At 59.5% G+C, this 6,819-nt stretch carries 6 protein-coding genes and 1 pseudogene; 2 read left to right on the top strand and 5 right to left on the bottom strand.

Features of this window, described 5'->3' with window-relative positions:
- A pseudogene (locus tag DBR24_RS12570) lies at positions 1-755 on the bottom strand (type IV secretion protein Rhs); the annotation flags it as partial.
- 247 nt (positions 756-1,002) lie between these two features.
- On the opposite strand from DBR24_RS12570, the gene DBR24_RS12565 reads away from it, so the two are divergent.
- Positions 1,003-1,698, top strand: coding sequence for an HAD-IA family hydrolase (locus DBR24_RS12565; RefSeq protein ID WP_123463679.1), 696 nt, complete (start codon positions 1,003-1,005; stop codon positions 1,696-1,698).
- Positions 1,699-1,772: 74 nt separating this feature from the next.
- Here the strand turns inward: DBR24_RS12565 and DBR24_RS12560 are convergent, their stop codons facing one another.
- Positions 1,773-2,519: a 3-oxoacyl-ACP reductase family protein gene (locus DBR24_RS12560; RefSeq protein WP_128614918.1), complete on the bottom strand. Its 747-nt coding sequence runs from the start codon at positions 2,517-2,519 to the stop codon at positions 1,773-1,775.
- Positions 2,520-2,645: 126 nt separating this feature from the next.
- Between DBR24_RS12560 and DBR24_RS12555 the strand changes: the two genes are divergently transcribed.
- On the top strand, positions 2,646-3,572 hold the full coding sequence (locus DBR24_RS12555) for a LysR family transcriptional regulator (RefSeq protein ID WP_128614917.1): 927 nt from the start codon (positions 2,646-2,648) through the stop codon (positions 3,570-3,572).
- Positions 3,573-3,704: 132 nt separating this feature from the next.
- Here the strand turns inward: DBR24_RS12555 and DBR24_RS12550 are convergent, their stop codons facing one another.
- The 3 genes from DBR24_RS12550 to DBR24_RS12540 form a co-directional block, all read right to left on the bottom strand.
- Positions 3,705-4,433, bottom strand: a complete 729-nt coding sequence (locus DBR24_RS12550) for an aspartate/glutamate racemase family protein (protein WP_128614916.1) — start codon at positions 4,431-4,433, stop codon at positions 3,705-3,707.
- Positions 4,434-4,487: 54 nt separating this feature from the next.
- Entirely contained in the window at positions 4,488-6,026 is a 1,539-nt protein-coding gene (locus DBR24_RS12545; RefSeq protein ID WP_128614915.1) for an NCS1 family nucleobase:cation symporter-1, read from the bottom strand.
- A 516-nt stretch (positions 6,027-6,542) separates the two neighbouring features.
- Positions 6,543-6,819, bottom strand: a 277-nt coding sequence (locus DBR24_RS12540) for a phosphoadenosine phosphosulfate reductase family protein (RefSeq protein ID WP_158277036.1), incomplete at its 5' end; no start/stop codon positions are given.

Here is a 6,819-nt window from a genome sequence, read left to right as displayed (position 1 = left end):
GCATCGGTCAGGTACTCCAGCAGCTTTTGGCTATTGGCCTGCAGATCGGCGAGGAGGGCGAAGACTTGTTTGATGTCATCCCATACCCGCTGCAGAGCATTTTCGAATCCACGCCAGTCCGCCTGTTGCAACTGGCCATAACGCTCAGCGAACCCGGCGCTGGAAAACTCCGCCCACAGTGGCTGGAAGCCTGCCCATTCCGAGCGTAACCAGCCTTCCAGCTCGTCGAGAATGCCTTCATAAGAGGCATACAGTGCGCGGACATGGGCGGTAGAAACATCGGGAAAGAACGTGATGCGATAACGCTGGCCCCGGTTGCAGTCGCTCACCTCCAGAATGCCGCTCGGGCCGATGGTATGGCGCAGCGGTTCGCCGAAGCTCAGCACCCCGTCGACTTCGGCAATCACCGGTTCGAGCATCACCGGGGTATCGCCGATCGGGACAAAGCGTGCGGCTTCGAACATATGCACCAGGGTCAGCGGGCCTGCGGCGGGGCACATGACCACGGATGAACTGATGGGCTCTCGACGGTTGATCGGTGCACTCAGGCGTACATCGTTGCCGACCGTGAACACCTGCTCGATATCCAGCACCGATCCGGTCCAGAACTGCTCGGCCCAGGCCTCGTAGTGGTTGAGGCAGAGGCGAAACTCGCGGATCAGGTTTTCAAAATCCGGACGGTCCGGATTCAGGGCGGCAACCACCAGCAGGCCGATGCTGTTGTTCAGGGCCAGAAGCCGATCGGTTTGGAACATTCGCAGGCACTCGCGCACGTGAAAGAGGTGCGCGGACTTTGCGGGGGATCAGAAGGGAAAGAAGTCGGGCAAGTAGGCAATATCTGTAGGACGTTTCGCCAAATTAATGCGAGTTGTTCATCGCCGCAGAGAGCGTTGCCCGTTGCTCAATGTCGGTTGTGCTCGTTATGCTGCTGAACCCTTTAATCAGATCCGAGCAGCGGCATGCCCTTTGCCGCCCGGGATGTCTTTGATAACGGATCCGATGATGAATGCACCGCTGAAGACGTTCGGCCCGATCAAGGCCGTGATTTTCGATATGGACGGTTTGCTGCTGGACACCGAGGGCATTTACACCGAGGTCACCTCGTTGATTGCCGAACGCTACGGGCGAACCTTCGACTGGAGCGTTAAACAGAACATCATTGGTCGCGGTGCCAACGATCTGGCGAACTACGTGGTGCAGGCGCTGGATCTGCCGATCTCCGCCGAAGAGTTTCTGCTGATCCGCGAGCCACTGATGCGCGAGCGTTTTCCCAAGGCCCAGGCCATGCCGGGCGCGCAAGAGCTGATTCGTCACCTCAAGGCGCACAACATTCCTATTGCCGTGGGCACCAGTTCCTCGCGTCAGTCGTTCGGCCAGAAAACCACGCTGCACCGCGACTGGTTCGCGCTGTTCGACTTCATTGTGACAGCGGACGATCCGGAAGTCGGTGCGGCCAAACCGGCACCGGATATTTTCCTCACGGCAGCCCGTCGCCTGGGTGTCGCGCCGGAAGATTGTCTGGTGTTTGAAGATTCACCGTTCGGCGTGACCGCCGCCAAAGCGGCGGGCATGACTGCCATCGCCATTCCCGATGCCGCCATGGCCGATGAGAAATACGCCCACGCCGACGGGATTCTCCGGTCGTTGAAAGCGTTCACGCCGAGTGCCTGTGGCTTGCCGGCGCTGGATTGGGCCTGATCAGGCTGCGAACAAAAAACGCCGCCCCTCTGTTGTAGGAGGGGCGGCGTTTTTTTACCGGCGACTCAGAAGGATCAAGCGCCGAAACCACCGTCGATCGTCAGGCTGGCACCGGTGATGTAGCCGGCTTCGGGCCCTGCCAGATAAGCGACGAAACTGGCGATTTCTTCGGCTTTACCGTAGCGACCGACAGCCATCAACGGAATCAGGCTTTCGGCAAAATCACCGTGCGCCGGGTTCATGTCCGTGTCGACCGGGCCGGGCTGCACGTTGTTGACGGTGATGCCGCGAGGGCCAAGATCACGTGCCAGGCCTTTGGTCAGACCGACCAGCGCCGATTTGCTCATGGCATACACACCGCCACCGGCGAAGGGCATGCGGTCAGCGTTGGTGCTGCCGATGTTGATGATGCGTGCGCCTTCACCCATATGTTTCGCGGCTTCCTGGGAGGCGATGAAGACACTGCGAATATTGATTGCGACGGTCTGGTCGAAATCTTCCAGTTTGAAATCTTCCAGGGGGGCTACGGCCAGTACGCCGGCGTTGTTGACCAGGATGTCGAGGCGACCAAACGCTTCGACAGTGGCGTTGACGGCATGCCGGATGGCGGCGGCGTCGGCGCTGTCAGCCTTGATCGCCAAGGCTTTGCCGCCAGTGGTGGTGATGCTGTTCTGCAGTTCTTCGGCTTTTGCGGTGGAGCTGACGTAGGTAAATGCGACTGCAGCGCCTTCGGCGGCCAGACGTTTGACAATGGCAGCGCCGATGCCACGGGAACCGCCTTGAATCAGAGCGACTTTGCCGCTGAGGAGTTGAGTGGTCATGTTCGATCTCCAGAAAGTTGAAGGCGGAATGCCTTGGTGTTGGAGCCGAGTATCGGCCTCGCATCGACAACCGTGTAGACCCTGATTGCTATAGTCTGTGTAAACCAGAAGTTTATAGTGGCGATCATGGAAACCTTCAGCAGTATCGAATGCTTCGTGCGCAGCGCCGAAGTCGGCAGTTTTGCCGAGGCCGCGCGGCGCTTGAGCCTGACTCCCGCAGCCGTCGGCAAGAGTGTCGCGAAGCTTGAGGGGCGGCTCGGTGTACGGCTGTTCCAGCGTAGTACACGCAGCCTGACGCTGACCGAGGCCGGTCAGCTGTTTTTGAGCCAAGTCAGTGGCAGCCTGACGACGATTCAGAATGCGGTGGCCAACCTGTCGAGTGTGGAGGGACTGCCGGCGGGGACGTTGAAAGTCAGCATGGGCACGGTATTCGGGCGCTTGTACATCGTGCCGTTGTTGCAAGAGTTTTTGCGTCGGTTTCCGGCGATCAACCCTGACTGGCATTTTGATAATCGTCAGGTCGATCTGATCGGGCAGGGGTTCGATGCGGCGATTGGCGGGGGCTTCGAATTGCCCCAAGGCGTCGTCGCACGCAAATTGGCACCCGCGCATCGCGTGTTGGTGGCGTCTGCGGACTACCTGCAGAAGCACGAGGCAATCGTCGAAGCGGATGACCTGCAACGTCACGATGGGATCCTGATTCGTTCGCCGCAAACCGGCCGGGTGCGCTCCTGGCAGTTGATCAGTAGCGGCAGTCAGCTCTGCCAGCCCTTGACCCTCAAAACGCGAATGACCATGAGTGACTCCGAAGCCGCCTGCGCCACGGCAGCACAAGGGCTGGGGATCGCGCTGGTCAGCATGCCGTTTGCCGTGGGTTACCTCGAGGCGGGCACGTTGCAGCGCGTGCTGCCGGACTGGTACATCGATGACGGCAACATTTCGATCTACTACGCCGAACATAAATTGTTGCCGGGCAAGACTCGGGCGTTTGTCGATTTTGTGATTGAGCAGTTTGCGGAGCGGGGGTTGGCTCGGCGGTTCAGTGCTTTCTGAGTTTGGCTTTTGATCGAGTTGCGGCCATCGCGGGCAAGCCACGCTCCCACAGGTACTTTGTCGTTCACATAATGGTGAAACAACGCGAACCCTGTGGGCGCGTGGCTTGCCTGCGATGAACGATAACGCGGTCTAGCGAGCAAACCGCCCCGGCCAGCCCACAATGTTTTTCGGCCTCGGCGTCGCATAAGTCCGCACCTTCGACGTCGACAACCTCAGCCGTACCAGCGATTCGGCGATGGTCACCGCCGCCGTCACGCCATCGACCACCGGCACCCCGGTGCGGCGACGAATCTGCTCATCCAGCCCGGCCATCCCGCCGCAGCCCAGGCAAATCACTTCGGCCTTGTCTTGCGTCACCGCCAGCTCGGCCTGATGCACGATGGCTTCCAGTGCGCGGTGCGGCTCATGTTCCAGTTCCAGCACCGCCAGACCGCTGGCCCGCACCGATGCGCAGCGGTCCCACAGGCCGGACAACTTCAGCCGGTCTTCGATCAGCGGCACCGTGCGATCCAGAGTGGTCACCACTGAGTAGGCGTGGCCGAGAAACATCGCCGTACTCGCTGCCGCATCGGTGATGTCCACCACCGGCACGTTAAGCAATTCCTGCAAGCCTTCACGGCCATGCTCGCCGTAGCCGGCCTGAATCACCGCGTCGAAGGGTTGATCGTAAGACATCACCCGATCCATCACGGCGATGGCAGCCAGGTAACTTTCGAAGTTGCCTTCCACCGAGTCGGCGCCGAAGAACGGTGTCAGGCCGATGATTTCCGTACCGGGTGACGCGACAGCCTGAGCCGAGCGGGCGATGGCCTGGGTGATCGATTCGGTGGTGTTGACGTTGACCACGAGAATGCGCATGGGAAGTCCTTATAGCGGGCAGTTCTGCGGCCCAAAAACCGGGCCGCGAGGAAGTTAATGGCTGACGTTGTCGACGGCGATGGCTTCGCCGCTGACGTCGGCGTAGTGCGGCTGACGCTGGGCGATGATCAGGTAGAGCATCGCGGCAATGCCGGCGCCCACCAGCCAGGAGAACGGCGAGATGCTGTGGAAACCCGGCACCAGCGCCAGGACGATGGCGATCAGCGCCGCGGGAATGAACGCCGCCACGGCACGGATATTCACCCCGCGGCTGTAGTAATAAGCGCCGTTGGGATCTTCGCTGTACAACTGCGGGACGTTGATCCGGCCTCTGCGGATCAGCCAGTAGTCGACCATGATCACTCCGTACAGCGGACCGAGCAGGGCGCCGAGGCCGGAGAGGAAATACACGATCACTAACGGGCTGTTGTAGAGGTTCCACGGCAGGATCAACACGGCGATGGTCGCGCTGATCAGCCCGGCGCGGCGGAAGGTCAGGTACTTTGGCGCCAGATTGCTCAGGACAAACGCCGGGGCGACGAAGTTGGCCATGATGTTCACCGCGACGGTGACAATCAGAAACGCCAGGCAGCCGAGCACCAGAAAGAATGTGTTGGGAATCGACGCAATGATTTCAGTCGGGCTCTCGATCACCCGTCCGTTGATCTGGAACTGCGCGCCACACAGCAGCACGGTAATCGCCGCGAACACCAGAATATTCACCGGCAAGCCCCAGAAATTGCCGACCTTGATGGTCTTGCGGCACGGCGAGGATCGGGCGAAATCGCAGAAGTTGAGAATCAGCGTGCCGTAGATTGCCAGCCACAACGCGCCGCCGGCAAAGATGTTGCGCCACATTTCGCCACCGGTCAGTGGTTCACGGATCGACCAGGCGATGGTTGCATTGGCCTGGGTGTACATCCACGCGGCGAGGGCGGCGACGGTCAGCAGAATCACCGGCCCGGCGAAGGCTTCGTAGCGACGAACCATTTCCATGCCGTAGGCGAGGATCGCCAGTTGCACGAACCAGATCGCTACAAAACATACCCAGCCCAGGGACGACAATCCGAGGATCGAGTTGTGGTCGTACTCGGCGAAGCCTGGGTGAATCGCCGTCAACAGCACGCGAAACACCACCGACGCCAGGTACGTCTGGATTCCGAACCAGGCGATGGCGATCACCGCTCGGATCAGCGCCGGAATCTGCGCGCCGTGGATGCCGAAACTGATCCGGCTGATCACCGGAAACGGCACCCCGGTTTTCTGTCCCATGTAGCCGGACAGGTTCATGAAGAAGTACACCAGCGCCGCACCGATCCCCAGCGACAGCAGAATCTGCCAGCCCCCCAGGCCCAGCGCATACAGTCCGATGGCGAACGAGTAGTTGGCGATGTTGTGCACATCGTTGGTCCACAGGGCGAAGATGCTGTATTTGCCCCAGCGCCGACCTTCGGCCCGGGTCGGTGCCAGATCGCTGTTGTGCAGGCGGGAACTCAGTTGTAACGGTTCGGTCAGGCCATCGTCGGGCAATGGCTGATCGAGGGCAGAGGCGGGCAGATTCAGCGCGATGTTGTTGGAGAGACTTGTACGCATTCCGGCAGGCTCCTGATGGACGGGGCCGCGATGACTGTGCATGAGCCCGGGGCTCGACAAATCTTCGTCGCGGCCAGCAAACATCACTGGTTACGGGGCATCTGCAGCCTGTACGGGATAGGGCGCTTCAGGCTTGCGGATCGAAAGTGTGGGGTCATGTTTTGCAGTTTTGTATACAAAACATGTATGCACTAAAGCCAGATCTGTGCCAGTTAGCGATCTATGCGTAGCAGTGCTCATTTCGAAAAGTTATCGACAAGCGCTAAGTGTTTGAAAATAAGTGGTTAAAAATTGACCGACTGAACAGGTATTTATTTTTGGCGGGGGATTTCGCCAGCGAGTGACGAGAAAGGATTTTCAGGCGGGATGTAACTTTTCAGGGCGTGGAAACAAAAAAGTGCACACATAAATGGCACCGACGGTGACATTCGTGTGTACACATTCTTGAAGTTTCCGCACAACACTGTAGGAGGGAGCCTGCTCGCGCCTACAAGGGGAGATCATTTAGGCAGGAATTTAAGCCTTGCTGATGATATTCCCCGCATGCAAACCGCATTCTTTCTGCGTCGCTTCTTCCCACCACCAGCGGCCTTCGCGTTCGTGCTGGTTCGGCAGCACAGGACGGGTGCAGGGTTCGCAGCCGATGCTGATGAAGCCGCGTTCATGCAGGCTGTTATAAGGCAGCTCAAGCATGCGGATGTAGCCCCAGATCTCTTCGCTGGTCATCTGTGCCAGCGGGTTGAACTTGTACAGGGTGCGTTCTGGCGTAGAGAACGCGGTGTCGATTTCCAGC

It is taken from the genome of Pseudomonas sp. HMWF006, from assembly GCF_003061205.1.
GTDB classification, from domain to species: Bacteria; Pseudomonadota; Gammaproteobacteria; order Pseudomonadales; family Pseudomonadaceae; genus Aquipseudomonas; species Aquipseudomonas monsensis.
Note: the sequence above shows the minus strand (reverse complement) of the source record. Positions and strands in the feature narration are given on the sequence as shown.

Bases quoted from the DNA above. Each gene is read 5' to 3' on its own strand.
- DBR24_RS12555 (WP_128614917.1), top strand. From the start codon at position 2,646: ATGGAAACCTTCAGCAGTATCGAATGCTTCGTGCGCAGCGCCGAAGTC.
- DBR24_RS12560 (WP_128614918.1), bottom strand. From the start codon at position 2,519: ATGACCACTCAACTCCTCAGCGGCAAAGTCGCTCTGATTCAAGGCGGT.
- DBR24_RS12545 (WP_128614915.1), bottom strand. From the start codon at position 6,026: ATGCGTACAAGTCTCTCCAACAACATCGCGCTGAATCTGCCCGCCTCT.
- DBR24_RS12565 (WP_123463679.1), top strand. From the start codon at position 1,003: ATGAATGCACCGCTGAAGACGTTCGGCCCGATCAAGGCCGTGATTTTC.
- DBR24_RS12550 (WP_128614916.1), bottom strand. From the start codon at position 4,433: ATGCGCATTCTCGTGGTCAACGTCAACACCACCGAATCGATCACCCAG.